General features: G+C 71.8%; 25 protein-coding genes. 17 read left to right on the top strand and 8 right to left on the bottom strand.

Annotation, left to right across the window (positions count from 1 at the left end):
* The first annotated feature begins 17 nt into the window (after positions 1–17).
* A complete protein-coding gene (locus tag ACH4SP_RS38045) occupies positions 18–749 on the top strand; it encodes a histidine phosphatase family protein (RefSeq protein WP_398422255.1) in 732 nt (243 codons plus the stop codon).
* Here ACH4SP_RS38045 and ACH4SP_RS38040 read toward each other — a convergent pair.
* Positions 724–1,497: a VOC family protein gene (locus tag ACH4SP_RS38040; protein WP_398422253.1), complete on the bottom strand. Its 774-nt coding sequence runs from the start codon at positions 1,495–1,497 to the stop codon at positions 724–726. The two genes, ACH4SP_RS38045 and ACH4SP_RS38040, sit on opposite strands and share 26 nt — an antisense overlap.
* A 247-nt stretch (positions 1,498–1,744) precedes the next feature.
* Here ACH4SP_RS38040 and ACH4SP_RS38035 point away from each other — a divergent pair, with 247 nt between their 5' ends.
* Positions 1,745–2,572: a sulfurtransferase gene (locus ACH4SP_RS38035; RefSeq protein ID WP_398422251.1), complete on the top strand. Its 828-nt coding sequence runs from the start codon at positions 1,745–1,747 to the stop codon at positions 2,570–2,572.
* A 68-nt stretch (positions 2,573–2,640) separates the two neighbouring features.
* Here the strand turns inward: ACH4SP_RS38035 and sepH are convergent, their stop codons facing one another.
* Entirely contained in the window at positions 2,641–3,759 is a 1,119-nt protein-coding gene (gene sepH, locus ACH4SP_RS38030; protein WP_398422249.1) for a septation protein SepH, read from the bottom strand.
* A gap of 529 nt (positions 3,760–4,288) precedes the next feature.
* Here sepH and ACH4SP_RS38025 point away from each other — a divergent pair.
* On the top strand, positions 4,289–5,245 hold the full coding sequence (locus tag ACH4SP_RS38025) for a hypothetical protein (protein WP_398422247.1): 957 nt from the start codon (positions 4,289–4,291) through the stop codon (positions 5,243–5,245).
* Between the two features lie 99 nt (positions 5,246–5,344).
* Here ACH4SP_RS38025 and ACH4SP_RS38020 read toward each other — a convergent pair whose 3' ends face one another.
* Positions 5,345–6,661, bottom strand: coding sequence for a D-arabinono-1,4-lactone oxidase (locus ACH4SP_RS38020; protein WP_398422245.1), 1,317 nt, complete (start codon positions 6,659–6,661; stop codon positions 5,345–5,347).
* Positions 6,624–7,874 carry an MFS transporter gene (locus ACH4SP_RS38015; protein ID WP_398422243.1) on the bottom strand — a complete coding sequence of 417 codons (1,251 nt, stop codon included), beginning with the start codon at positions 7,872–7,874 and terminating at the stop codon, positions 6,624–6,626. The genes ACH4SP_RS38020 and ACH4SP_RS38015 overlap by 38 nt, the downstream gene beginning before the upstream one ends.
* Before the next feature lie 161 nt (positions 7,875–8,035).
* On the opposite strand from ACH4SP_RS38015, the gene ACH4SP_RS38010 reads away from it, so the two are divergent.
* Entirely contained in the window at positions 8,036–9,229 is a 1,194-nt protein-coding gene (locus ACH4SP_RS38010; RefSeq protein ID WP_398422241.1) for a ferrochelatase, read from the top strand.
* Positions 9,230–9,272: 43 nt separating this feature from the next.
* Positions 9,273–10,091: an inositol monophosphatase family protein gene (locus ACH4SP_RS38005; protein ID WP_398422239.1), complete on the top strand. Its 819-nt coding sequence runs from the start codon at positions 9,273–9,275 to the stop codon at positions 10,089–10,091.
* A gap of 88 nt (positions 10,092–10,179) precedes the next feature.
* On the opposite strand, the gene ACH4SP_RS38000 is transcribed toward ACH4SP_RS38005, so the two are convergent.
* Positions 10,180–10,350 carry a hypothetical protein gene (locus ACH4SP_RS38000; protein WP_398422237.1) on the bottom strand — a complete coding sequence of 57 codons (171 nt, stop codon included), beginning with the start codon at positions 10,348–10,350 and terminating at the stop codon, positions 10,180–10,182.
* 354 nt (positions 10,351–10,704) lie between these two features.
* Here ACH4SP_RS38000 and ACH4SP_RS37995 point away from each other — a divergent pair, with 354 nt between their 5' ends.
* The 4 genes from ACH4SP_RS37995 to ACH4SP_RS37980 all read left to right on the top strand — a co-directional run bounded on the left by ACH4SP_RS37995 (position 10,705) and on the right by ACH4SP_RS37980 (position 14,321).
* Entirely contained in the window at positions 10,705–11,358 is a 654-nt protein-coding gene (locus tag ACH4SP_RS37995) for a response regulator transcription factor (protein WP_185026810.1), read from the top strand.
* Positions 11,359–11,365: 7 nt separating this feature from the next.
* The gene (locus tag ACH4SP_RS37990) at positions 11,366–12,610 is read left to right on the top strand and encodes a sensor histidine kinase (RefSeq protein ID WP_398422235.1); all 1,245 of its coding nucleotides are present in this window, start codon (positions 11,366–11,368) and stop codon (positions 12,608–12,610) included.
* Positions 12,611–13,012: 402 nt separating this feature from the next.
* Complete coding sequence (locus ACH4SP_RS37985) at positions 13,013–13,309, top strand: DUF4193 domain-containing protein (RefSeq protein WP_185026814.1); 297 nt, start codon at positions 13,013–13,015, stop codon at positions 13,307–13,309.
* 13 nt (positions 13,310–13,322) lie between these two features.
* Positions 13,323–14,321 carry a hypothetical protein gene (locus ACH4SP_RS37980; RefSeq protein WP_398422232.1) on the top strand — a complete coding sequence of 333 codons (999 nt, stop codon included), beginning with the start codon at positions 13,323–13,325 and terminating at the stop codon, positions 14,319–14,321.
* Positions 14,322–14,383: 62 nt separating this feature from the next.
* Here the strand turns inward: ACH4SP_RS37980 and ACH4SP_RS37975 are convergent, their stop codons facing one another.
* Positions 14,384–14,836, bottom strand: coding sequence for a DUF3093 domain-containing protein (locus tag ACH4SP_RS37975; RefSeq protein ID WP_398422231.1), 453 nt, complete (start codon positions 14,834–14,836; stop codon positions 14,384–14,386).
* Positions 14,837–14,985: 149 nt separating this feature from the next.
* Here ACH4SP_RS37975 and ACH4SP_RS37970 point away from each other — a divergent pair, with 149 nt between their 5' ends.
* The 8 genes from ACH4SP_RS37970 to ACH4SP_RS37935 all read left to right on the top strand — a co-directional run bounded on the left by ACH4SP_RS37970 (position 14,986) and on the right by ACH4SP_RS37935 (position 22,868).
* Positions 14,986–15,612: a PaaI family thioesterase gene (locus ACH4SP_RS37970; RefSeq protein ID WP_398422229.1), complete on the top strand. Its 627-nt coding sequence runs from the start codon at positions 14,986–14,988 to the stop codon at positions 15,610–15,612.
* The gene (dut, locus tag ACH4SP_RS37965) at positions 15,609–16,175 is read left to right on the top strand and encodes a dUTP diphosphatase (protein ID WP_398422227.1); all 567 of its coding nucleotides are present in this window, start codon (positions 15,609–15,611) and stop codon (positions 16,173–16,175) included. The genes ACH4SP_RS37970 and dut overlap by 4 nt, the downstream gene beginning before the upstream one ends.
* A gap of 1 nt (position 16,176) precedes the next feature.
* Positions 16,177–16,941 (top strand): DUF3710 domain-containing protein, encoded by a 765-nt coding sequence (locus ACH4SP_RS37960; RefSeq protein WP_398422225.1) that lies wholly within the window; start codon positions 16,177–16,179, stop codon positions 16,939–16,941.
* Between the two features lie 192 nt (positions 16,942–17,133).
* Positions 17,134–17,871 (top strand): ABC transporter ATP-binding protein, encoded by a 738-nt coding sequence (locus tag ACH4SP_RS37955; protein ID WP_398422223.1) that lies wholly within the window; start codon positions 17,134–17,136, stop codon positions 17,869–17,871.
* Positions 17,872–18,223: 352 nt separating this feature from the next.
* Positions 18,224–20,776: an ATP-binding protein gene (locus ACH4SP_RS37950; RefSeq protein ID WP_398422221.1), complete on the top strand. Its 2,553-nt coding sequence runs from the start codon at positions 18,224–18,226 to the stop codon at positions 20,774–20,776.
* 53 nt (positions 20,777–20,829) lie between these two features.
* A complete protein-coding gene (locus tag ACH4SP_RS37945) occupies positions 20,830–21,516 on the top strand; it encodes a response regulator (protein WP_398422219.1) in 687 nt (228 codons plus the stop codon).
* A gap of 77 nt (positions 21,517–21,593) precedes the next feature.
* Positions 21,594–21,992 (top strand): OB-fold nucleic acid binding domain-containing protein, encoded by a 399-nt coding sequence (locus ACH4SP_RS37940; protein WP_398422217.1) that lies wholly within the window; start codon positions 21,594–21,596, stop codon positions 21,990–21,992.
* Positions 21,993–21,995: 3 nt separating this feature from the next.
* Positions 21,996–22,868 carry a DUF3159 domain-containing protein gene (locus tag ACH4SP_RS37935; protein WP_398422215.1) on the top strand — a complete coding sequence of 291 codons (873 nt, stop codon included), beginning with the start codon at positions 21,996–21,998 and terminating at the stop codon, positions 22,866–22,868.
* 123 nt (positions 22,869–22,991) lie between these two features.
* Here the strand turns inward: ACH4SP_RS37935 and ACH4SP_RS37930 are convergent, their stop codons facing one another.
* Positions 22,992–23,672 carry a potassium channel family protein gene (locus tag ACH4SP_RS37930; protein WP_398422213.1) on the bottom strand — a complete coding sequence of 227 codons (681 nt, stop codon included), beginning with the start codon at positions 23,670–23,672 and terminating at the stop codon, positions 22,992–22,994.
* Complete coding sequence (locus tag ACH4SP_RS37925; protein ID WP_362413454.1) at positions 23,672–24,337, bottom strand: TrkA family potassium uptake protein; 666 nt, start codon at positions 24,335–24,337, stop codon at positions 23,672–23,674. The genes ACH4SP_RS37930 and ACH4SP_RS37925 overlap by 1 nt, the downstream gene beginning before the upstream one ends.
* Positions 24,338–24,549 lie beyond the last annotated feature (212 nt).

Genomic DNA, 24,549 nt, shown 5'->3' with positions numbered 1-24,549 from the left:
AAGGAGACAGGACACCAGTGCCACGTCACCCGCAGCAGGAAGCAGCCGAGGCCCCCGCGACCGCAGCCCCCGCCGCCGGCTGGGGCCCGGCCAGGACCGCCGGGCCTCCGACCACCCTGCTCCTGCTGCGGCACGGCGAGACGGCACTGACTCCAGAGAAACGATTCTCTGGCAGTGGGGGCACCAATCCGCCGCTCTCCGCCGCCGGCATCCGGCAGGCCAGGTCCGCCGCGACGGCGTTCGCGGCCCGGGGCGCGGTGCAGGACATCGTCTGCTCGCCGCTGCTGCGCTGCCGGCAGACGGCCTCCGCCACGGCAGAGCTGCTCGGTCTGGAGGCCATCGTCGAACCCGGCCTGCGCGAGGCCGACTTCGGTGCCTGGGAGGGCCTGACCTTCGACGAGGTGCGCGAGCGCCATCCGGCCGACCTGGCGGCCTGGCAGGAGTCGCCGACGGCGGCGCCCACCGGCGGCGAGTCCTTCGCCGAGGTCGCCGACCGGGTGGCGGCCGCCCGGGACCTGATCCTGGCCCGCCACCGGGGCCGCACCGTCCTGGTGGTCACCCATGTGGTGCCCGTCAAGACCCTGGTCAGGCTCGCGATGGGCGCACCGCCCGAAGCGGTGTTCCGGCTGGAGCTCGCCGCGGCCGCGCTCTCGGAGATCTCCTACCCCGCCGAGGGCGGCCCTTCGGTGCGCCTCGTCAACAGCACGGCCCACCTCGGGAGCCTCAACGGTCCGACCGTACGACCGTGAAGACCGCCCCCTCCGGGTCCGAGACCACCGCGAGCCGGCCGGTCGCGCCGTCCCGCGGCTGCTGGACGACGTGGCCGCCGAGGTCGGAGACCAGGAGGGCCGCCTCGTCGGCGTCCTCGACCTCGAAGTACGTCATCCAGTGCGCGCCCCGGTCGCGGGGCAGCGCGTGGCCCACGCCGTGCAGCGAGGCCACCGGCTTCTTGTCGACCAGCAGCGTCGTGAAGTCGAAGTCGGCCGAGACGACCGCCTCCGCGTCGTACCCGAACACCGCCTGGTAGAACTTCACGATGCTGGCCGTCTCGCGCGTCACCAGCTCGTTCCAGACCGGCGTCCCCGGTGCCCCGGCGACGGCCGCGCCCGGGTGGGCCGCCGCCTGCCAGATCCCGAACACCGCGCCCGCCGGGTCGGACGCGAGCGCCATCCGCCCCGCGTCTCCCGCGTCCAGCGGGCCGACCGCGACGGTGCCGCCGCTGCAGGTGACCGCCTGCGCGGTCGCCCCGGCGTCGTCGCTCGCCAGATACGGCGTCCAGGCGGTGGGCAGGTGCCGGTCGGCGGGCAGCTGTCCGATGCCGGCGACCTCGTGCCCGTCGAGCAGGGCCCGGACGTACGGGCCGAGCTGCTGGGGGCCCGGCCGGAACTCCCAGCCGAACAGGGCGCCGTAGAACTCCTGGGTGCTGGTCAGCTGGTGCACCATCAGACTCACCCAGCACGGGGTGCCGGGCATGTGCCGTGCGGCGACCTCGGTCATCGTCTTGTCTCCTCGGACCATTCGTGGTGGCCGTACAGGATGACGACCGGTGCACGAGCGCGCACCAGATCGTTACGGGGCGTGCACGCCGTTGTGCGGTACGGATTCGTGCCCCGTGCAGATGCTTGCACCACCCGGCGCGCGGCGCGCCCCAACCGCGCCGCGCGTCCCGTTTCGACCTCGTTACGAGACGGTCGGGCCCGAGAGCCGTTCCTGGCGGGCCAGGTGCTGCGCGAGGATGGCCCCCATGAACGCCATCATCTCCGCAGCCGACCTCGCGAGCGAGTCGGCAGGACCCCGTCCGCCCGTCCTCCTCGACGTCCGCTGGCAGCTCGGCGGACCGAACCTGCGCCCCGAGTACGAGGCCGGGCACCTGCCCGGCGCGGTCTACGTCGACCTGGACGCGGAACTCGCCGGAGCCCCCGGCTCCGGCGGTCGGCACCCACTGCCCGACCCGGCGGACTTCGGTGCGGTCATGCGCCGGGCGGGAGTGTCCGCGGGGACGCCGGTCGTCGTGTACGACGGCGGGACGGGCTGGGCTGCGGCGCGCGCCTGGTGGCTGCTGCGCTGGACCGGGCACCCGGACGTACGCGTGCTGGACGGCGGGCTCGCGGCCTGGGAGGGCGGGCTGTCCACGGAGGTCCCGACCCCGGCCGAGGGCGATTTCCGGCCAGTTCCGGGCGGAGTGGGACTGCTGGACGCCGACGCCGCGGCGGGCCTGGCGGACGCGGGGCTGCTGCTCGACGCCCGTGCCGCCGAGCGCTACCGGGGCGACGTCGAGCCCATCGACCGCGTCGGCGGCCACATCCCGGGCGCCGTCTCCGCCCCCACCAGCGAGAACACCGCTGCGGACGGCCGCTTCCTGCCCGCGGCCGAGTTGAAGGACCGCTTCGGGGCACTGGGCGCCGCCCAGGCGTCCGCCGTCGGCGTGTACTGCGGGTCCGGGGTCTCCGGCGCCCACGAGGTGCTGGCCCTGGAGATCGCCGGCATCCCGGCGGCGCTGTACGCGGGGTCCTGGTCCGAGTGGTCCTCGGACGAGTCCCGCCCCGTGGCCACCGGACCCGGACCCCGCTAGCCGTACGCACGACGAGGGGCCCGTACGCCGGACGTACGGGCCCCTCACCATGACGACGTAGCGGCCGTCTACTCCTGCTTCTTGCGGCGCGTACCGAAGACGATCTCGTCCCAGCTGGGCACCGCGGCCCGGCGGCCCGGACGGACTCCGTCCGCCTCCGCCTGCCGGTCCGTCGTCCCGACCAGCCGGTCCCGGTGGCCGGCCACCGCACGCGGCATCAGTACGTCCGCGTACGCCGCTCCCGCACCGGCGGACGCCGCGGGGGGCTCCTCGGGCACGGACTCCTGCTCGTCCAGGTCGATCGGGGACGGGGGCTCGGGCGGCGCGGGCGGAGCCGGCCGCTCCGGCACGACCATGTCGCCCCGGAAGCTGGGCACCGCCTCAAGAAGGCTGGTCAGCGAGTCGCGGTCGTTGCTGCCCTCGTCGGCCTCCAGCGCGGCCGGCGGTGCCGGGCGCTCCAACGGCCGGTCCAGCGGGCGCTCCAGCTGTCGGTCCAGGGCGCGGTCCAGCGGCCGCTCCAGGGAACGGTCGAGGGCGCGGTCCAGCGGCCGGTCGCGCGGCAGCCGTGCGATCCGGGGCACGAACGGGAAGCTCGGCTCGGGAGCCGCCGGGATGTCGTCGCTCTCGCCGATCAGCGAGCGCGCCTCGTCGTCCACGGCCGCGACCAGCCTGCGCGGCGGGTCGTAGGTCCAGCTCGCCGAGTGCGGTTCGCCCGCGACCCGGTAGACGAGGAGGACCTCCCAGGTGCCGTCGTCGCGGCGCCAGGAGTCCCACAGCACGGTCTCCTTGTCGGCGCCGCGCAGCAGCAGACGCTCCTGCACCGCCTCGCCGAGCTGGGGTCCCGCGTTCTCGCCGGGGCGGCGGACCGGAGTCTTCCTGGCGCGCTCGGCCATGAAGGCGCGCTCGGCGAGCACGGGGCCCTCGAAGCGGCGCACCCGGTCGACCGGGATCCCGGCCATCTGGGCGACCTCTTCGGCCGAGGCTCCGGCTCGTATCCGCGCCTGGATGTCGCGAGGGCGGAGGTGGCTCTCCACCTCGATCTCGATCTGGCCGAGGCGGGCGCGGTCGTTGCGGACGGCGGCACGCAGTCGCTCGTCGATCGGAAGCGTGTACTCCGTGCTGTCCGCAGCCTTCAAAACCAGCCGTGTGCCGTCGTTGCTGACGGCCACGACACGCAGTTCGGGCATGGGGACCTCCCGGGTGGTGCCTGCCGACGTCACGTGCGTCGCTGCTTCCGCTAGTCGAGTGTGGCCTGCCCGGGTGCAGCCTGCCACTACCTTGCCGTGTTGCCCGGCGTGTCGGGCGTTGCGCCCTGGTTCGCCGTTATGGCACGGTGACCTGTTGTCGACGCAAAGTAACCATTGGTCACCCTGTGTAGCAGGTACCGCTCGATGCCGTGGCGCCGCCGGTGCGAGTGCCGTTCGGCCCCCTCCCGAAGGGTCCGGACGCCCATGGGGGAGACCGGATCCAGGGCTCGCCACAGTACTCCATTCGGGCCACATGGGTGGACCGGCGCGCCACCGAAGTTCTCCCCGTGCACGGGAGTTGCTACGCCTCCCTAGGGTCAACCTCGCGAGGCCCCTTCTGTCCCCGCCGATGGGGCGTGACGCCGCCGAGTGTCCTGATTCACAGAATGCGCAGAAGCGGAACTTTTCACTTCGCCCAAATGTCCCTTCCTGTAGCAAGGTGGAACGGATGGGCAAACAGAGGCTGTAGATGGACAAGAAGCCCGATACCGGTGAAGAACCGGCCAAGCGCCGCATCGATCTGAGCGTGGCGCAGGTCGCCGGCAGTGCCGTGGCCGCCGTGGTCGCGGCCGTGCTGGCGTCCAAGCTGGGTGTGTACGGAACGGTCATCGGCGCCGGTGTGGTCAGCGTGGTCGCCACCAGCGGCGGAACGATCTTCCAGCACTTCTTCAGGCGCACCGGCGAGCAGCTCCGCGAGGTCACCGTCCACGCGAAGCCGAAGGGCCGGCAGCAGTACGGAGACGGCGCGACCGACGCCACGCGGGTGCTGCGTTCGGTCGAGGTGCCGACGGGCCTGGGGGAGGGGCAGCTCCCGGGGACCCTGCCCGCGGACGGCGAGTTCACCGAGGCCTCCGTGCACGGCACGCGCGTGCGTGGCTGGAAGCGGTCGGCGATCGGGGCGGCGGTGGTGTTCGCGGTCGCGATGGGCGGGATCACGACGTACGAGCTGGTCGCGCAGGAAGATCTCAGTGGTGGCAAGGGCACCAGTGTGGGCAACTTCGTCCGCGGCGGCGGCGAGAAGAAGGCCCCGCCCGCCGACCGGCCCACCACCACGACCGACCCCGGCCGGAACACCCCCGGCACCGGACAGACCCCCGACAAGGGCACCGGCAGTCAGTCGCCCGATCCCGGCACGGGCACCACCACCGGCGGCAAGGAGTCCCCCGACCCCGGCACCACCCCGACCCCCGACCCCACCGGCTCCGGCACCACCACGGGCAACGGCGGCGCCACGGGCAACGGCGGCGCCACGGGCAACGGCGGCGCGACCGGCGGCGAGACCCCGCCGCCGACGACGCCCGCCAAGGAGACCCCGGCGGACGGAGGCGGCGGCACGGACCGCGAGGGCGGTGCGGAAGGGGCCCAGGGGCGGCAGCAGGCACCCGCGCCGCCCGCGGGGGACGCCGGGAACACCCCCGCGTCCTGAGGCCGCGGCGCCTGCCTCCTGAGGTCGCGCCCCGTGTCCTGGGGCCGCGACCCCCGCGTCCTGAGGCCGCGGCGCCGTCTTCGGGGCGTGCGGTGCGCCTCAGTCGCCCAGTACCCGCCGCAGGTAGTCGTTGCCGAACAGCCGGTCCGGGTCGAGCCGGTCGCGCACCGCCGTGAACTCCGCGAAGCGCGGGTACGCGGCCGAGAGGTACTCGGCGTCGCGGGTGTGCATCTTGCCCCAGTGCGGACGGCCGCCGTGCGCCGTCATGATGCGCTCGACGGCGGTGAAGTAGCCCTGGTAGGGCGTGCCCCGGTACATGTGGACCGCGATGTAGGCGGTCTCCCGGCCGGACGCGGTCGACAGCGGGATGTCGTCGGCGGGGGCGGTGCGCACCTCCACCGGGAAGCTGACCTTCAGCGGCGAGCGCTCGACCATCGCCCGCACCTCGCGCAGCGCCTGCACCGCCGCCTCGCGCGGGACGGCGTACTCCATCTCCACGAAGCGCACCCGGCGCGGGCTCGTGTAGACCTTGTACGGAATGTCCGTGTAGGTACGGGCGGACAGGGCGCGGCTGGAGATCTTGGCGATCGCGGGGACGGTGCGCGGCACGGCCCGGCCGAGCGAACAGACCACCTGGAAGAGCCCGTTGGACATGAGCTCGTCCTCGATCCAGCCGGCCACCTTTCCGGGCGGGGCGGCGGGGCCCAGACTGCGGTTGTTGCGCTTGGTGCTGCAGTTGCCGGTGTGCGGGAACCAGTAGAACTCGAAGTGCTCGTTCTCGGCCACGAGCGCGTCGAACTCCGAGGTGACCCGGTCGAAGGCCATCGGCTCCTCGCGGGCGGTCAGGAAGAAGACCGGCTCCACGGCGAAGGTGATCGCGGTGACGATGCCGAGCGCGCCGAGGCCCAGCCGGGCGACCGTGAAGACCTCCGGATTCTCCTTCTCCGAGCAGGTGAGGATCCGGCCGTCGGCGGTGAGCAGCTCAAGTGCCTTGATCTGGGCGGCGAGCGAGGCCGACGTACGGCCGGTGCCGTGGGTTCCGGTGCTGGTGGCACCGGCCACCGTCTGCTCCATGATGTCGCCCATGTTCGTCAGCGACAGGCCCTCGCGGGCCAGCGCGACGTTGAGGCGCTTGAGCGGAGTGCCCGCCTCCACGGTGACCGTGGAGGCCTCGCGGTCGATCTGCCGGATGCCGGTGAGCAGGTCGGGGCGGACGTGCACGCCGTCGGTGGCGGCGACGGCGGTGAAGGAGTGGCCCGTGCCGACCGGCTTGACCTTCAGCCCTTCCGCGGCCGCCCTGCGTACCGTCTCGGCCAGTTCCTCGACCGAGGAGGGGGTCACCGCCCGCGCGGGGCGGGCGGTGACGTTGCCCGCCCAGTTATGCCACGCACTGCTCGTCTTCGTGGTCTCGCTCATCGGCGCCGTGCCCTCCCCGAGTCGGTGCCGGCCTGCCCAGCCGGCGGTACCCCAGGAACGCCACCGCGGCCGCGAGAGCCCCCGACACGACGGACACCACGTACGCCGCGTCCGCCCCCATCCCGTCGACCGCCCACCCTGCGGCGGACGAACCGAGCGAGACGCCGACGGCGAGACCCGTACTGGTCCAGGTCATGCCCTCGGTCAGTTTGGTGCGGGGTACGTGCTGTTCGACGAGGGCCATCGTGGTCACCATCGTCGGTGCGACGGCCAGGCCCGCGACAAAGAGCGCCACGGCCAGAAACGGCAGGTTCCCGGCCAGTTGGAGGGGGATCATACTCACGGCCATCGCACACACACCCAGCAGCCACCTCTTCGTGGCAGAGCCCTTGAGGTGCAGCAGCCCGAACACCGCGCCCGCCAGGCACGATCCGAGCGCGTACGCGGCCAGCACCAGGCTCGCCGCGGCCTTGTGCCCCTGCTCCTCGGCGAACGCGACGGTGACCACGTCGATGGACCCGAAGACGGCGCCGGTGGCGACGAAGGTGGCCACCAGCACCTGCAGTCCTGCGGACCGCAGCGCCGAGCCGCCGCCCGCCCTGCCGCGCGGACGCGGGTGCGGCTGCGGTTCCGTGGCGCGCTGCGCGGTCAGCCAGAAGACGCCCACCACCAGGAAGACGCCCGCGATCAGCGGCCCCGCCTCCGGGAACCAGGCGGTGGAAAGACCGATCGAGGCGATCGGACCGAAGATGAAGCACACCTCGTCGGCGATCGACTCCCAGGCGTAGGCCGTGTGCAGCTCGCGGGGCGAGCCCCGGTAGATCGCCGCCCAGCGGGCCCGGACCATCGACCCGACGCTGGGCACCGTGCCCGCGCCCGCCGCGAACACGAACAGCGTCCAGTCGGGGGCGCCCTGCTGGGCGCAGACCAGCAGCCCCGCGACGGCGACCGCGGCGACCAGCGTCGCCGGACGCAGCACCCGCCGCTGCCCGTGCCGGTCGACCAGCCGGGAGATCTGCGGGCCGCAGAAGGCGGCGGCCATCGCGAGGGTCGCGGAGAGCGCGCCCGCCAGCCCGTATCGGCCGGTGAGCTGGGAGATCATGGTGACGATGCCGATGCCCATCATGGACAGCGGCATCCGGCCGAGCAGGCCGGCCGCCGAGAACCCCTTGGAGCCCGGGGCGGCGAATATGGCGCGGTAGGGACTGGACAACTGTGGTTTCCGCCGATCAGGCGCGCACGGGGGCAGGCGCCGACAACACGTGTAAATGGCTCGTACAGATATCCGTACAGGTTACGTATCGAAACGGCGCTCCGACAGTGTGATCTGTGTCGGGTGCGGGCGCTCAGGAGGCGGGTGGCAGGATCGGGGGCATGCCTGATCAGCCCGACGCAGTCCTCGACACGGCGCTCGCCGCAGCGCCCGGCACGGCGCTCGACGCGGTGCCCGACCCGGCCCCGTACGACGCCCTGCTGCTGCTCTCCTTCGGCGGCCCGGAGGGCCCCGACGACGTGGTCCCGTTCCTGCAGAACGTGACCCGCGGCCGGGGCATCCCCGAGGAGCGCCTCAAAGAGGTGGGGCAGCACTACTTCCTGTTCGACGGGATCAGCCCGATCAACGAACAGAACCGGAAGCTGCTCGACGCCCTCCGCGAGGACTTCGCCGCACACGGCCTGGCCGGCCTCCCGGTCTACTGGGGCAACCGCAACTGGGCCCCGTACCTGACCGACACGCTGCGCGAGATCACCCGTGACGGACACCGCCGCGTCGCCGTCCTCGCCACCAGTGCGTACGCCTCGTACTCGGGCTGCCGCCAGTACCGCGAGAACCTTGCCGAGTCCCTCGACCTCCTCAAGGAGGAGGGCCTGGAGCCGCCGCGCGTCGACAAGCTGCGGCACTACTTCAACCATCCCGGCTTCGTACGTCCGATGGTGGACGGCGTCCTGAAGTCCCTGGCGGAACTCCCCGAGGCCGTGCGCGCGGGCGCCCACCTCGCCTTCACCACCCACTCCATCCCGACCGCCGCCGCGGACACCTCGGGGCCGGTCGAGGACCACGGCGGGGGCGGTGCGTACGTCGCCCAGCACCTGGACGTCGCCCGGCTGATCGCCGCTGCCGTGCAGGAGGCGACCGGCGTCGTGGACCGCCCCTGGGAGCTGGTCTACCAGTCGCGCTCCGGCGCCCCGCACATCCCGTGGCTGGAGCCGGACATCTGCGACCACCTGGAGGCCCTGCACGGCGCGGGCGCCCCGGCCGCTGTCATGGTCCCCATCGGCTTCGTCTCCGACCACATGGAAGTCCTGTACGACCTGGACACCGAGGCCACCGCGAAGGCCGCCGAACTGGGCCTGCCCGTCGCCAGGTCCGCGACCGTCGGCGCCGACCCGCGCTTCGCCGCGGCCGTGCGCGAGCTGGTGCTGGAGCGCGCCGCGGCCGAGCGCGGCCGCGCGGTGCGGCCCTGTGCGCTGGGCGCGCTCGGCCCGAGCCACGACCTGTGTCCGATGGGCTGCTGCCCCGCGCGGGCCCCGAAGCCCGCCGCCGCGGGCGCCGACAGCCCGTACGCCTGATCGGCCCGTACGCCTGATCCGCCGAAACACCCCTGGGAGAGCCGTGACCGACGAAGCCCTGAAGTCCGAACTGCTCGCAGTCGCCCTCGAAGCCGCCCGCCGGGCCGGTGCGCTGCTGCGCGACGGCCGCCCCGACGACCTCGGGGTGGCCGCCACGAAGACCAGCTCCGTCGACGTCGTCACCGAGATGGACATCGCCGCCGAGAAACTGATCACCGGCTTCCTCGCCGAGCGGCGCCCCGACGACGGCGTGCTCGGCGAGGAGGGTGCCTCCACCGAGGGCAGCAGCGGCGTCCGGTGGGTGGTCGACCCGCTCGACGGCACCGTCAACTACCTCTACGGGCTGCCCACTTGGGCCGTCTCGATCGCCGCCGAGTACGAGGGCGAGACGCTGGTGGGCGTGGTCGAGGCCCCGCTGCGGCGCGAGACGTACCGTGCGGTGCGAGGCGGCGGAGCGTACTGCGACGGCCCTTCGGGCACCGGCCGGAAGCTGACCGTCCGCCCGGCCCCGCCGCTCGACCGGGCACTGATCGGCACCGGCTTCGGCTATCTCGCCGAGCGCCGCAGGAAGCAGGCGGAGATCGCCGGACGGCTGATCCCCGGCTTCCGCGACATCCGGCGCGGCGGGTCGGCGGCCGTCGACCTGTGCGACGTGGCGGCCGGACGGCTCGACGGCTACTACGAGCGCGGGCTGAACCCCTGGGACTACGCGGCCGGCGACCTGATCGCCCGCGAGGCGGGCGCCCTGACCGGCGGCAGGCCGGGCGAGCGCCCGTCGGGGGAGCTCGTGGTGGCCGCCCCGCCCGGCGTCTTCGCACCGCTCCAGGGACTGCTCGACGAGCTGGGCGCCTGGCACGACTGACCTGGCACGACTGACCTGGCACGGCTCATGCGGAGGGCCCCGATCCGGACGTACCGGAACGGGGCCCTCCGTACAGCCGTGGGCCGCCTCAGGCGGCCACGTCGACCGCCACTCCGTGCTCGGCGGCGATCCGGTGCAGGTCGTTCAGCTCCTCCTGCTCGACGTCCACGAGGAAGTCGTCGCCGGCCTCGCGGGCCCGGAAGAGGTCGGACTCGGTGTCCTTTATGCGGTTCAGCAGACTGGTGGTGAAAGCGTCCATGTGTGCCCCCTCGTCATGGGTCGGTGGCACGGGGGTGTGCCGAGGGTAGTGCGATCACGGGCACTCCTCCGGTGTCGGCGCATGCCCTCTGGACCGGTCCCCGTGGAGGGACAGAGCGGGCTGTGGCGCGCCAAATACAGGGCGTGATCGCGGGGTGTTCTGACGTCCTCCCCGCGCCGCACCTCAGGGAAACCTCAACTGCCCCGAGAATCATGGAAGTCGCCCTTCCCGGCCGGGCGGGCAGTGCGCCCCGAGAGCACGTACAGGCCGTCTTACAGCCGGTTTACGGCCGAAACGGGCAGGATGGAGGTCCACACACCCCTGCCCACGAGGGCACCAGAGGAAGGACCCGACGTGCGCGTACTCGTCGTCGAGGACGAGCAGCTGCTCGCCGATGCGGTGGCCACCGGACTGCGCCGGGAGGCCATGGCCGTCGACGTCGTGTACGACGGCGCCGCCGCCCTGGAGCGGATCGGGGTCAACGACTACGACGTAGTGGTCCTGGACCGCGACCTCCCCCTTGTGCACGGCGACGACGTCTGCCGCAAGATCGTCGAGCTGGGCATGCCCACCCGCGTCCTGATGCTCACCGCGTCCGGCGACGTCAGCGACCGCGTGGAGGGCCTGGAGATCGGGGCGGACGACTACCTTCCCAAGCCCTTCGCCTTCACCGAGCTGACCGCCCGGGTGCGCGCCCTGGGCCGCCGCACCACCGTCGCGCTGCCGCCCGTACTGGAGCGCTCCGGCATCAAGCTCGACCCCAACCGGCGCGAGGTCTTCCGCGACGGCCGGGAGATCCAGCTCGCGCCGAAGGAGTTCGCGGTGCTGGAGGTGCTGATGCGCAGCGAGGGCGCGGTGGTCTCCGCCGAACAGCTCCTGGAGAAGGCATGGGACGAGAACACCGACCCCTTCACCAACGTCGTACGGGTCACCGTGATGACCCTGCGCCGCAAGCTCGGCGAGCCGCCGGTCATCGTCACGGTGCCCGGCTCCGGCTACCGGATCTGAGGCGCGGGTGAAGACCGTACCGGCGCCACCGGCGGCTCCGCCGAAACCCTCCTGGGACCCCCGGCACCAGGAGCAGGCCTTTCCCTGGATCCGTTCGACGATCCGGATAAGGCTCACGCTGCTCTACGGCGGCATGTTCCTGATCGCGGGCATCCTGCTGCTGTCGATCATCTACCTGCTGACCGCGCAGGCGCTGCGGGACGGCACGCAGCAGCCCGACTTCCAGGTCAGCGGACAGTCCATCCACCTCTCCAGCTCGGCCTGCCCCGACCTGGCCTCGGCCCGGAACGACAACGAGCTGAACGCGGTGCTGCGCTCCTGCCTCGGGACGCAGCGCCAGGAGGCCCTCAACGACCTCCTGAACCGCTCCCTGCTGGCGCTCGTCGGCCTCAGCGTCATCGCCTTCGCCTTCGGGTACGCGATGGCCGGCCGGGTCCTGTCGCCGCTGGGCCGGATCACCCGCACCGCCCGTCGCGTGGCCGGTACGGACCTGTCCCGGCGCATCGAGATGGACGGCCCGGACGACGAGCTCAAGGAGCTCGCCGACACCTTCGACGAGATGCTGGACCGGCTGGAGCGGGCCTTCACCGCCCAGCAGCGCTTCGTCGCCAACGCCTCGCACGAGCTGCGGACGCCGCTCGCCATCAACCGGACCCTGCTTGAGGTCCACCTCTCGGACCCCGGAGCCCCGGTGGAGCTCCAGCAGCTCGGCAAGACGCTGCTGGCCACCAACGAGCGCAGCGAGCAGCTCGTGGAGGGCCTGCTGCTGCTCGCCCGCAGCGACAACCAGATCGTCGAGCGCAAGCCCGTGGACATGGCGGAGGTCGCCAGCCGCGCCCTCGACCAGACCCGCGGCGAGGCCCAGGACAAGGGCGTGGAGCTGCGCGGGGAGCAGGAGCCCGCGGTCGTACAGGGCAACGGCGTCCTGCTGGAGCGGATCGCGCTCAACCTGGTTCAGAACGCGGTGCGGTACAACGTGGCGGAGAATGGGTGGGTCGAAGTGGCCACCGGGATCGAGCAGGGGCAGGCGGTGCTCGTGGTCTCGAACACGGGTCCAGTGGTTCCCGCGTACGAGATCGACAACCTCTTCGAGCCGTTCAGGAGGCTGCGCACGGAGCGTACGGGCAGTGACAAGGGCGTAGGCCTGGGGCTGTCCATCGCGCGCAGCGTCGCGAGGGCCCACGGAGGCCGTATCATCGCGGAGCCCCGCGAGGGCGGCGGCCTTGTCATGCGCGTCACGCTGCCGGTGTGACACCCGGCCGAGGCGTTTGGCGAAGCCGTCCATGCGTTCGCTTTAAGCGGAATTTTCGGGACGGAAACCCGATGGCTCCGTGTGTGATCGATCACAGGTCGCACTTTCCGGCCACCTACTCTCCGTGATCACCAACCCTCCGCAAAACCGGGAAAAGTCCGGGTTTCCAGGGGGTGAGATCACGGGAAGTACACGGGGTGGCGCACGGGCGGTGCGACATTCGGACCGTGTACGGTCCCGATCGCCATCCAAGACGATCACTCCGCGGAGTGCGTCTGAGGTGTCGATTGAGTAACAGACCTTGATGTGAGGCAAAATCTCCGCCTCAGGTCGGGCACAAGTCCGGCCTCTCACGCGTTACTGCGCTGGAGACACCGCAACCACCCAGAGGGGGAGAGCGACATGGCAACGGATTACGACACCCCACGTAAGACCGATGACGACCTCAACGAGGACAGCATCGAAGAACTCAAGGCACGGCGGAACGACAAGTCGAACACGACCGTCGACGTCGACGAGTTCGAGCAGGCTGAAGGCCTGGAGCTGCCCGGCGCGGACCTTTCCAACGAGGAACTGTCCGTCCGTGTGCTGCCCCGACAGGCCGACGAGTTCACCTGCATGAGCTGCTTCCTGGTCCACCACCGCAGCCAGCTGGCCCGCGAGAAGAACGGCCAGCCGATCTGCCGCGACTGCGACTAGGACGGGGTCGGCCGTGACTGGCGCGACACCGTTCAGGAAGCGGCCTTTCCGGCGCAAGAAGGCGTCGGAGGCACAGGAAGCACCACCGGGCGGTACCGGCCCGACGGACGCCACACAGGCGTCCGCCGAGTCCACCGCCCTCGTGCCGTCCTCCCACGGGGATGCCCCACAGCGGGAAACCTCCCGGCGGGAAGACGGCAGCTTGAGTGACGCCGCCGGCGCACATGACGGCGAGCAGGGCCTCCCGGCCCGGCTCGGCGACGAGAAGGGGCCCGTGACCGGGGCCCGGCGTCTGGCGGCCCTCAGGCGGGGCGCACCCGCCCTCAAGAAGGGTGTGCCCGCCCTCAGGCAGGGCGTACGAAAGGGCGGGGAGGGCGCGAAAGCCGCTCTCGGCCACCTCACCGACCGGGTCATCGAGAACGCCCCGCGCGTTCCCGTCCGGGACCTGGCGACCCTGCGCAGACAGTTCCCCGGGCTCGGCCCCGAGCAGCTCGCCGACAAACTCGTGGCGGGTGCCTCCAACGGCACCTCCACCGTGGGTGCGGGCATCGGTGCGGCCGCGATGCTGCCCGTACCGCCGGCCATGCCGGCCGAACTGGCCGCGGAGATCACCGGCGTCGCCGCGATCGAGCTCAAGCTCATCGCGGAGCTGCACGAGGTCTACGGACAGCGGCCGCCGGGCAACCTCAAGCAGCGCACCATCGCCTACCTGGGCTCCTGGGCCGAGGAGCGCGGCATCGACATCACCAAGCCGACCACGCTCAACGTGGCGCTCGGCGGGCAGATGAAGCGCGAGCTGCGCCAGCAGATCATGAAGCGCATGGTGCGGAACCTGCCGAACCTGATGCCGTTCATGGTGGGTGCGGCCGTGGGCGCCGTGATGAACCGGCGGGACACCAGGAAGCTCGCTGAGCGCATCCGGGGAGACCTGCGTATGCGGCAGGTCCCGTGGGACGCGCTGGAGCTGCCGGAGCTGGATCATGCGCGGGAGCTGAAGGAGCTTGAGGGGTAGCTTCCGCAGGTGGGTTTTTACCCGCGGGTGCGTCGTGGCCGGTCGCGCAGTTCCCCGCGCCCCTAAACGCTTTCCGCGCGTGCCGCCGCCAGTACGTCCGCCAGGGCCTGTGGGTGGCGGGTGGAGAGGTAGGCGTACGGGGTCGGGTCGGACGGATCCGTGATCTGCACCCGCAGCGCGGTGGGGATGTAGCTGCGCAGCAGCATGAAGGCCCGCAGGTCCGCCTTGTGGGTCCGCCAGGCGCGTGCCTCCTCGGCGTCCAGTACCTCGGCGTCGCCGAGCGCGGCCACCGGGATGCGGGCGTCGCCGGCGACCAGCGAACCGGCCACCACCCTGATCCGCACCGAGCCGTAACTGCTGACCAGCGCACCCGTGAGGACGATCCCGCCGATCACCCCGCCCAGCATCGGCAGGGGGCCCACCGGCAGCAGGATCAGCCCGCACGCGATCCCCACCAGCACGGTGATGAACCACCAGGAACGGGGTGCGGTCAGGCGTTCTTCGTAGGACTGCATGACGCTTAGCTTGGCACGGCGCGACCTGCGCTTCCCTACGCGGGGCTGTGCCTTCCCGGGGGACGGCCCCCGGCCCCCGGCCGGACAGGCGGGGCGCAGGGGTGGACCGAATGACTTCCGTGCGGCAAACCGAAGTAAGGTCTGCGCCTGTGAGTACTGAGAACCCCCGGGGGGCGACCGGCGGACGCCCGGCCGGCTCCACGGCCCTGACGCCCCCGGCCGATGCCATAGCCCCGGTCCGGCACCCCGACGCCCCGGCCCCGGGAGAGCTTCTCGGCGCGCACTACGAGCACTGTTTCGGGTGCGGCGACGGTGAACAGCACGGGCTGCACCTCCAGGCACGGGCAGGCGAGGGACCCGGTGTACGGGTCTCGGCGGAGTTCACCGTCAAGCCCGCCCACCAGGGCGCTCCGGGCCTCGCGCACGGCGGCGTACTGGCGACGGCGCTGGACGAGACGCTCGGCTCGCTGAACTGGCTGCTGCGGGTGATCGCGGTGACCGGCCGGCTGGAGACCGATTTCGTACGTCCCGTGCCGGTCGGCACCGTGCTGCACCTCGACGCCGAGGTCACCGCCGTGCTCGGCCGCAAGATCTACTCCACGGCGACCGGACGGATCGGCGGCCCGGACGGGCCCGTCGCGGTCCGCGCGGACGCCCTCTTCGTCGAAGTCAAGGTCGACCACTTCATCGACAACGGCCGCCCGGAGGAGATCCAGGCGGCCATGGCCGACCCCGATCAGGTCAGGCGCACGCGCGCCTTCGAGGTGAACCCATGAGCCGTAACCCCGTAGACGTACTGATCCGCAGGGTCGACCCCGACGTGCCTCTGCCGTCGTACGGGCACCCCGGCGATGCCGGGGCCGACCTGGTCACCACCGAGGCCTGCGAACTCGCCCCCGGCGAGCGGACGGTGCTGCCGACCGGCGTGTCGATCGCGCTGCCCGACGGGTACGCGGCGTTCGTGCACCCGCGTTCGGGTCTCGCGGCCCGCTGCGGTCTGGCCCTCGTGAATGCCCCCGGGACGGTGGATGCCGGGTACCGTGGGGAGATCAAGGTGATCGTGGTCAATCTGGACCCGCGCGAGAGCGTGCGGTTCGAGCGTTTCGACCGGATTGCCCAACTGGTCGTCCAGCAGGTCGAGAAGGTGCGCTTCCACGAGGTCGCGGAACTTCCCGGCTCGGCGCGGGCCGCAGGGGGCTTCGGGTCGACCGGCGGTCACGCCGCGGTGGGTGGACCTGCTGCCGGCGGACCGGTGGGCGGCTCGGTGAACGGCACCACGGATGACTCAACGGGTGGGAACTCATACGCTTCGGTCGTTGCCGACCGGGAAGGACAGTGACGTGTTCGGACGTCGCAAGAAGAGCGAATCCGCCGAGGACGAGGCGGGCGTGACCGAGCAGGTCGCCGACGAGGTCGAGGCCGAAGACGGTACGGAAGGCGAGGTGCGCAGGTCCAACCTGCCGCCGGCGCCCCGTCCCGACGGTCCCTGGGACGTCTCCGAGGTCTCGGAGCCCGGCGAGGGCCGGGTGGACCTGGGCGGCATCTTCGTGCCCGGGGTCGAGGGCATGGAGCTGCGGGTGGAGGTCGCGGGCGACGCGATCGTGGCCGCGACGGTCGTACTGAGCGACAGTGCGGTCCAGTTGCAGGCCTTCGCCGCGCCCAAGAAGGAAGGCATCTGGGGCGAGGTCCGCGAGGAGATCGCCACCGGCATCACCTCGCAGGGCGGCGTCATCGACGAGGTCGAGGGCCCGCTGGGCTGGGAGCTGCGCGCCCAGGTCCCCGTACAGCTGCCGGACGGCAACAGCGGCGTGCAGCTGGTGCGCTTCGTCGGCGTCGACGGCCCCCGCTGGTTCCTGCGCGGAGTGATCTCCGGGCAGGGCGCGGTGCAGCCGGAGGCCGCGGGCGTACTGGAGCAGATCTTCCTGGACACCGTGGTGGTACGGGGCGAGGGGCCGATGGCGCCGCGCGACCCGATCGTCCTGAAGCTCCCGGACGACGCGCAGATGGTTGCCGAGGGCGTCCAGCAGGAGGAGCAGGCGGAGTCCCGCTTCTCCGGCGGCATGGGACAGCTGCAGCGCGGACCGGAGATCACCGAGGTGCGCTGAGACGTTCGGCCGTCCGCTGATCGGGCCGGTGGGCCGCTCTCCTCCAAGGAGACGCGGACCACCGGCCCGTTCGGTTTTCGGCGCTCCGAAACCGCCCCGGGAACAGGGAACTTGGGCGGTCGGCGGTCCGTTGTCCCGGCACATGGGCAACTATTGCCGCACGGATTTGGGTTACGAGCGCGGGAGTCGACGATGACCGAGAGCACGAGCAGCACCGCGGGCACCGCCACGGTGCTGGAGGACCCGGCCGGGGCACCCATGGTCCGGGTCGAGGACCTGCACCGCTCCTTCGGCTCGGGCGCGGCCGCCGTGCACGCGCTGCGGGGCGTCTCCTTCACGGTCCCGCGCGGTGAACTGGTCGCGCTCAAGGGCCGGTCGGGCTCCGGCAAGACCACCCTGCTCAACCTCGTCGGCGGCCTCGACAGGGCGGACGGGGGCAGCGTCGTCGTCGACGGCACCGACATGGGCGGCCTCGGGGAGGACGGGCTGCTGGAAATGCGCCGGGACCGGATCGGGTTCGTCTTCCAGTCCTTCGGCCTGATACCGATCCTGAGCGCCGCGGAGAATGTCGGAGTGCCGCTGCGGCTGCGCAGGACCGACCCGAAGGAGCGCGAGGAGCGCGTCGCGCTGCTGCTCTCCCTGGTCGGCCTCGCCGACCATGCGACCCAGCGTCCGGGCGAGCTCTCCGGCGGCCAGCAGCAGCGCGTCGCCATCGCCCGCGCGCTGGCCAACCGGCCCGCCCTGCTGATCGCCGACGAGCCGACCGGGCAGCTCGACGCCGAGACCGGCCTCGCGGTCATGGAGCTGCTCCGCGCGGTCGTCCGCAGCGAGGGCGTGACCGTCCTGGTCGCCACGCACGACGCACAGCTGCTCGGCCTCGCCGACCGGGTGCTCGAACTCAGCGACGGCCGGATAACCGAGGGCGGCTGACCGGCGGCGGCTGACCGAGGGCGGCCGACCGCGGGGGACCTGTCCGGGACCGTCCGGGCGTCTGCCCTGCCCGTACGGGCGGCTGCCCGGCCGTACGGGCAGCTCCGCCGGGTACGTACCGCCACTCGCCAGGCCGTACCCGCAGCGCTCGCAGCACCCGCCGCAGCGCCCGCCGCGGTACCCGCGTCCGTACCCGCCGGGCCGTCCCCGCAGCGGCCGTCCGGGCCCGTGCGGCCGTATCAGAATCGCGTCAAGGCACCCCGCCCGCCTGCACTCTGTCCGAAACCTCCCCTTCGCTGGCCTTAAGGTCGAGAGCAGCGCAGTCAGCTGCTTTTCGAAAGACAATGGGGCCATGGGACGCGGGGCACGCGGAAAACTCAGAATCTACCTCGGTGCGGCACCGGGCGTCGGCAAGACGTACGCGATGCTCTCCGAGGCCCATCGCCGGGTGGAGCGCGGTACCGACTGCGTGGTGGCCTTCGTCGAGCACTACGACCGGCCGCGCACCGAGGTGATGCTGCACGGCCTCGAAGAGGTGCCCCGCCGCAGGATCGACTACCGCGGCACCACCTTCACGGAGATGGACGTCGAGGCGGTCCTGGAGCGCGATCCGGCCGTCGCGCTCGTCGACGAGCTCCCGCACACCAACGTCCCCGGCTCGCGCAACGCCAAGCGCTGGCAGGACGTGGAGGCGCTGCTCCAGGCCGGCATCGACGTCATATCGACGGTCAACATCCAGCACCTGGAGTCGCTGGGCGACGTCGTCGAGTCGATAACGGGAGTGCGCCAGCGCGAGACCGTCCCCGACGAGGTGGTCCGCCGCGCCGACCAGATCGAACTCGTCGACATGTCGCCGCAGGCCCTGCGCCGCCGCATGGCGCACGGCAACATCTACAAGCCCGACAAGATCGACGCTTCCCTCTCCAACTACTTCCGCCCCGGCAACCTCACCGCCCTGCGCGAGCTGGCGCTCCTCTGGGTCGCCGACCGGGTCGACGAATACCTCCAGCAGTACCGCGGCGAGCACAACATCCGCACCACCTGGCAGGCCCGCGAGCGCATCGTCGTCGGTCTCACGGGCGGCCCCGAGGGCCGCACCCTGATACGGCGTGCCTCCCGGATGGCGGCCAAGGGCTCGGGCAGCGAGATCCTCGCCGTGTACATCGCCCGCAGCGACGGCCTCACCGCGGCCTCGCCCAAGGAACTCGCCGTTCAGCGGACCCTCGTCGAGGACTTGGGCGGCACCTTCCACCACGTCATAGGCGACGACGTGCCCAGCTCCCTGCTGGAGTTCGCCCGCGGCGTCAACGCCACCCAGATCGTGCTCGGCTCCAGCCGCCGCAAGACCTGGCAGTACGTCTTCGGCCCCGGCGTCGGCCAGACCGTCGCCCGCGACTCGGGCCCCGACCTGGACGTCCACATCGTCACCCACGACGAGGTCGCCAAGGGCCGCGGCCTCCCCGTCGCCAGGGGCGCCAGGCTCGGCGGCTCCCGCACCCTGGCCGGCTGGCTGGTCGGCGTCGTGGGACCGATCCTGATGACCTTCCTGCTCACCAGCATCGACAACGGCCCCGGCCTCGCCAACGACGTCCTGCTCTACCTCTTCCTGACCGTCGTCGCCGCCCTCCTCGGCGGCCTGCTGCCCGCCCTCGCCGCCGCGGCCGGCGGCTCCCTCCTCCTCAACTACTTCTTCACCCCGCCCACCCGCACCCTCACGATCGACGACCCCAAGAACATCGTCGCCATCACGATCTTCTTCGCGGTCGGCGTCTCCGTCGCCTCCGTCGTCGACCTCGCCGCCCGGCGCACCCACCAGGCGGCCAGGCTGCGCGCCGAGTCCGAGATCCTGTCCTTCCTCGCGGGCAGCGTGCTGCGCGGCGAGACCAGCCTGGACGCCCTCCTGGAGCGGGTCCGGGAGACCTTCGCCATGGAGTCCGTGGCGCTCCTTGAGCGGGAGAGCGACGTCGAGCCGTGGACCTGCGCGGGCAGTGTCGGCCCCAAGCCGACCGAGCGCCCCGAGGACGCCGACGTGGACATGCCCGTCGGTGACCACATGGCGCTCGCCCTGTCCGGCCGGGTGCTGCCCGCCGAGGACCGCCGGGTGCTCGCCGCGTTCGCCGCCCAGGCCGCCGTCGTACTGGACCGGCAGCGCCTCGTCGGTCAGGCCGAGGAGGCCCGCAGGCTGGCCGAGGGCAACCGGATACGCACCGCGCTCCTCGCCGCCGTCAGCCACGACCTCCGTACGCCGCTGGCCTCCATCAAGGCCGCCGTCACCTCCCTGAGGAGCGACGACGTCTCCTGGTCCGAGGCGGACGAGGCGGAACTGCTCGCCGGCATCGAGGAGGGCGCCGACCGCCTCGACCACCTGGTGGGCAACCTCCTGGACATGTCCCGCCTCCAGACCGGCACCGTCACCCCGCTCATCCGCGAGACGGACCTCGACGAGGTCATTCCGATGGCACTCGTCGGCGTACCGGACGACAGCGTGGAGCTGGACATTCCGGAAACCCTGCCGATGGTCGCCGTCGACCGGGGCCTGCTGGAGCGCGCCGCCGCCAACATCGTCGAGAACGCCGTCAAGTACAGCCCGGACGGCGTCCCCGTCGCCGTCGCCGCCAGCGCGCTCGGCGACCGGGTCGAGGTCCGCGTCACCGACCGCGGCCCAGGCGTCCCCGACGACAGCAAGGGCCGCATCTTCGAGCCCTTCCAGCGGTACGGAGACGCCCCGCGCGGCGCCGGGGTCGGCCTCGGCCTCGCGGTCGCCAGGGGCTTCGTGGAGGCGATGGGCGGCACGCTCACCGCCGAGGACACCCCCGGCGGCGGCATGACGATGGTCCTCACCCTCAAGGTGGCGCCGGGCCAGACGCTCGTACGCCCCGACTTCCCGGCCCAGGCCGTCTCATGACCGCACCTGCAGTGCACACCCCGACAACACCGACAGCAGTGAGAAAGGTCCCCATGACCCGGGTGCTCGTGGTCGACGACGAGCCGCAGATCGTGCGCGCCCTCGTGATCAACCTCAAGGCGCGCAAGTACGAGGTGGACGCGGCCCCCGACGGAGCCACCGCCCTCCAGCTCGCCGCCGCCCGCCACCCCGACGTGGTGGTGCTCGACCTGGGCCTGCCCGACATGGACGGCGTGGACGTCATCAAGGGACTGCGCGGCTGGACCCGCGTACCGATCCTGGTGCTGTCCGCCCGGCACACCTCCGACGAGAAGGTCGAGGCGCTCGACGCGGGCGCCGACGACTACGTCACCAAGCCCTTCGGCATGGACGAACTCCTCGCCAGGCTGCGGGCCGCCGTCCGCAGGGCCGAACCGGTCGGCTCGGCAGAGGAGGGCGACGTCCTCATCGAGACGGAGGGCTTCGCCGTCGACCTCGCGGCGAAGAAGGTGCACCGGGAGGGCCGCGACGTCCGGCTCACCCCCACCGAGTGGCACCTCCTCGAAGTGCTCGTGCGCAACACGGGCCGGCTGGTCAGCCAGAAGCAGCTCCTCCAGGAGGTCTGGGGCCCCTCGTACGGCACCGAGACCAACTACCTGCGGGTCTACATGGCCCAGCTCCGCCGCAAACTGGAGGCGGACCCGGCCCACCCGCGGCACTTCATCACGGAGCCCGGGATGGGGTACCGCTTCGAGCGGTAGGCGCGCGGCCGGGGGCCGGCGGTGATCGTGACTACGGCGGGTGACCCCACCGGCCCCGACCCCGGTACGCTTCCCGTATGAGTGCCGTACCTCGTCCCGAGAAGTCGACCGGGCGGTTCCGCCGGATGCTCGACCGCCTGTCCAGCTCCCAGGAGGACCTGCACTGCACGGAGCTCCAGGAGGACACCCACTCCGTCGGCTGCACCCCCATATCCGCCTGCGACGACCGACAGATCGTCAAGGTGACTGGTACGTTGCGCACGGTCACCCTGCGCCCGCGGGCCGGAGTGCCGGCCCTGGAGGCCGAGCTGTTCGACGGCACGGCCCCCCTGGACGTCGTCTGGCTGGGCCGCCGTTCCATCGCGGGCATAGAGCCCGGTCGTAAGCTCATCGCCTCCGGCCGGATCTCCATGAGTCACGGCCGCCGGGTGCTCTTCAACCCCAAATACGAACTCCGACCGCTCGGACAGGAGTAGCCGGTGACGTCATTCGACAAGCCGACCACGACCCCCCACCAAGGCGACGGCGCCACGCAGCCGTACGGCGCAGCGGAGGCTGCCACCGAGGACGCTCTCCGTGGGGCGCTCGACTCCCCGCAGCCGTACGTCGTCCCGCAGGACGCGCCCCCGCAGGACCCTGCCGCGAAGGCCGCCACCGAGGCCGCGCTCTTCGAGGCGTTCGGCGGCGTCCGCGGCATGGTGGAGACGGTGCTGCCGGGGCTGCTGTTCGTGACCATCTTCACGATCAACAAGGACCTGCACCTCTCGGCCATCGCGGCCCTCGGCGTCTCGCTCCTGATGGTCGTGGCCCGGCTGGTCCGCAAGGACTCCATGAAGCACGCCTTCAGCGGTGTCTTCGGCGTCGCCTTCGGCGTGGTCTTCGCGATGATGACGGGCAACGCCAAGGACTTCATGCTGCCCGGCATGCTCTACACGCTGGGCCTCGCCCTCGCGTACCTGGTCACGGCGGTGGCCGGGGTGCCGCTGATCGGCCTGATCCTCGGCCCGGTCTTCAAGGAGAACCTCTCCTGGCGGACCCGCAACCCCGGGCGCAAGAAGGCGTACACGAAGGCGAGCTACGCCTGGGGCCTGATCCTGCTGACGAAGTGCGCGATCCTCTTCCCGCTGTACTGGTGGGCCGACACCACCAAGTTCGGCTGGGTGGTCGTCGCGCTCAAGATCCCGCCGTTCCTGCTGGCCGTCTGGCTGACCTGGGTCTTCCTGGCCAAGGCGCCCGCGCCCATCGACGTGTTCGCGGAGATGGAGGCCGAGGAGAAGGCCGAGAAGGCCGAGAAGGCCGAGAAGGCCGAGAAGGAGCGCAAGGCCGCTGCCGCGCAGCACCGCGAGATCTGACCCGACCGGCCCGCGAGATCTGACCCGACCGGCCCGCGAGAGCGGGAGCCGACCGGCAACGCGGAGGGGCCCGCACCGTTTCGCAACGGTGCGGGCCCCTCCGCGTGTCCCTCGTACGAGAACTCAGTCCTGCGCCGCGCTCTCGCGCCGCACCGACAGCAGGTCCTCCAGCTGCTCCTCGCGCGCCTGCGCGGCCACGAACAGCAGCTCGTCGCCCGGCTCCAGCGTCTCCTCCGGAGTCGGTGTCAGTACGCGCGTACCGCGGATGATCGTGACCAGCGAGGTGTCCACCGGCCAGTCCACCTCGCCGACCTGCGTGCCGGAGAGCGCCGACTCGGGCGGCAGCGTCAGCTCCACCAGGTTGGCGTCGCCGTGGCTGAAGCGCATCAGCCGGACCAGATCGCCGACGCTCACCGCCTCCTCGACCAGCGCCGACATCAGGCGCGGTGTGGACACCGCGACGTCGACGCCCCAGGACTCGTTGAACAGCCACTCGTTCTTGGGGTTGTTGACCCGGGCCACCACCCGCGGCACCCCGTACTCGGTCTTGGCGAGCAGGGAGACGACCAGGTTGACCTTGTCGTCGCCGGTCGCCGCGATCACGACGTTGCAGCGCTGCAGCGCCGCCTCGTCCAGCGAGGTGATCTCACAGGCGTCGGCCAGCAGCCACTCCGCCATCGGCACCCGCTCCACCGAGATGGCGGTGGGCGCCTTGTCGATCAGGAGCACCTCGTGCCCGTTCTCCAGCAGCTCGCCCGCGATGGAACGCCCCACCGCGCCTGCCCCGGCAATCGCGACCCTCATCAGTGACCTTCCTCGGGACCCAGCGAACAGGCCGCCTCGACCTTCGCGATCTCGTGCGTGTGCATCATCACGTGCACGAGGTCGCCCTCCTGCAGCACCGTCTGGGAACTCGGCAGAATCGCTTCGCCCAGCCGAGTGAGAAACGCGACACGCACGCCGGTCTCCTCCTGCAGCTTGCTGATCTTGTGCCCGATCCAGGACGGCGAGATGTGCACCTCCGCGAGCTGCACACCGCCGCTCGGGTCCCGCCACAGCGGCTCCGCGCCCGAGGGCAGCAGCCGGCGCAGCATCTGGTCGGCGGTCCAGCGGACCGTGGCGACCGTCGGGATGCCGAGGCGCTGGTACACCTCCGCCCGGCGCGGGTCGTAGATGCGCGCCGCGACGTTCTCGATGCCGAACATCTCGCGGGCCACCCGGGCCGCGATGATGTTCGAGTTGTCGCCGCTGCTGACGGCGGCGAAGGCGCCGGCGTCCTCGATGCCGGCCTCGCGGAGGGTGTCCTGGTCGAATCCGACCCCGGTGACCCGGCGGCCACCGAACCCGGAACCCAGACGGCGGAAGGCCGTGGGGTCCTGGTCGATCACCGCGACCGTGTGCCCCTGCTGCTCCAGAGTCTGCGCGAGAGCGGCTCCCACTCGCCCGCAGCCCATGATGACGACGTGCACGTCCGTCCTTCCGCCCGTTAAGAGTCCATCAAGAGTTTTCGTTGACATTTCGTCGGACTCACAAGAGTCGCAGACCGCCGACAAAGCTACACACGCGCGGTGCCCCGCGGGGAGCCCCGGTCAGCGCCCTCCTCACCGGCCCGCGCGTCGGCCGGGGCGCCGATCACGGAACATTCCGGAGCCCGGGGGTGGTGTGTGGGCGACGCTCGTTC

Source organism: Streptomyces sp. NPDC021093, assembly GCF_044333135.1.
Classification (GTDB): domain Bacteria; phylum Actinomycetota; class Actinomycetes; order Streptomycetales; family Streptomycetaceae; genus Streptomyces.
Note: the sequence above shows the minus strand (reverse complement) of the source record. Positions and strands in the feature narration are given on the sequence as shown.